Origin of the sequence: Sinorhizobium terangae (genome assembly GCF_009601505.1) — a bacterium.
Lineage (GTDB): Bacteria > Pseudomonadota > Alphaproteobacteria > Rhizobiales > Rhizobiaceae > Sinorhizobium > Sinorhizobium terangae.
Map to the genome: position 1 here is coordinate 1 of NZ_WITC01000046.1, position 1,477 is coordinate 1,477.

Here is a 1,477-nt window from a genome sequence, read left to right on the forward strand (position 1 = left end):
AGCGGCAAAGCTCCGACTGCGGACATATGTGGACGGCCCCCTCCTTGCAAGAACTCTTATGATGATTTTGATCGGATCGCTTGCGTTCATATGTCCGGCCTGTTGCTGCGCTCGCACATGAACGCTGGCCAAGATGGGTTCCGCGACATGGATTCCAAACAGAAGCTCGACTTCAAAAGCCACTGTCCGCAACGGAGTGTCCCGCGTCTCGGATCGATCGATCACACCATCTGCTCGTTTCCTGCAAGTTCACGCGTCAGATCAACGCCGTAGCTTTGATTGCCAGCTTGCCGTGGTTGCCTGATCTCTTAAGCCGCGCTTGCCAACTTTGGCGGCTCAGCGTTTTGGCGATAGGTTGCGCCGGTCACCAGCATCTTCCAGGCAATCCGGGCGATCTTGTTGGCCAGCGCGATAGCCACGAGCTTAGGTGACTTGCGCTTGAGCAATCCGACAAGCCATGGTGAAGCGTTCCTTCCGCGTCCCGCTCGCAGGTGCTGCAACACCGCGGTCGCGCCCACAACCAGTGTTTTGCGCAATGCCTCATCTCCGGCCCTCGTAATGACACCAAGCCTGACCTTACCCGCAGTCGAGTGGTCCCGGGGCGTCAGCCCCATCCAGGCGGCAAATTGTCTTCCCGACGCAAACAACTCCGGCGCCGGCGCTTTCATCACCAGTAGTACTGCGCCGATCGGCCCGACACCCGGGATTTTTGCAAGGCGACGGCAGTATTCGTTATTTCGATACCAGGCCATCAGTTTTGCCTCCACTTCCTTCCGGCGCTCATCTAGCTGCACAAATTCGTCAGCGAGAGATGCGAATAGATCGCGTGCCAGGGCTGGAATGGTTTCGTCAATCATGATCCGTTCAAGCAGTAGCGGGATATGAGACATGCCTTTACCGGCGGTCAGCCCGAACTCAGCCGCATAGCCGCGAATCGTGTTGGCAAGCTGCGTTTGTGCGGCAACAACGCGCTCGCGCATGCCGACTAGCATCAGCACGGCTTGCTGATCCGCCGATTTCACCGGAACGAACCGCATAGTCGGGCGGCTCATCGCCTCGCATAGTGCCTCCGCATCGGCTGCATCATTTTTGCCGCGTTTGACATAAGGCTTCACGAGCTGCGGGGGGATCAGTTTGACCTCATGCCCGAGCGCGGTCAGCAACCGGGCCCAGTGATGCGAAGCACCACAGGCTTCGATCGCAATCACAGTCGGCGGGCATTCCGTGAAAAAGCCCACCATTTCCTTACGGCGCATCTTCTTGCGCAGGATCGGTTGCTCAGCAGCGTTAACGCCATGCAATTGAAAGACGTGTTTTGACGTATCCATGCCAATACGAATAATCTGGTCCACGGACGGCTCCCTTTGCTTGAGTTCACAACGACTCACTCTGGCACGTTTCGATGCCGTTCGGGGGCCGTCCACCCCAACAGAAGCAAGCACTCGGCGAGGGATCAAGCGCACAAGGGATTGACGCA

Annotated in this window: 1 protein-coding gene; it reads right to left on the minus strand. The window is 57.7% G+C overall.

The annotated features are described in order from the left end of the window. Nucleotides 1–308 precede the first annotated feature (308 nt). Nucleotides 309–1,352: an IS110 family RNA-guided transposase gene (locus GHK62_RS12920; protein ID WP_184109083.1), complete on the minus strand. Its 1,044-nt coding sequence runs from the start codon at nucleotides 1,350–1,352 to the stop codon at nucleotides 309–311. Between the last annotated feature and the right edge of the window lie 125 nt (nucleotides 1,353–1,477).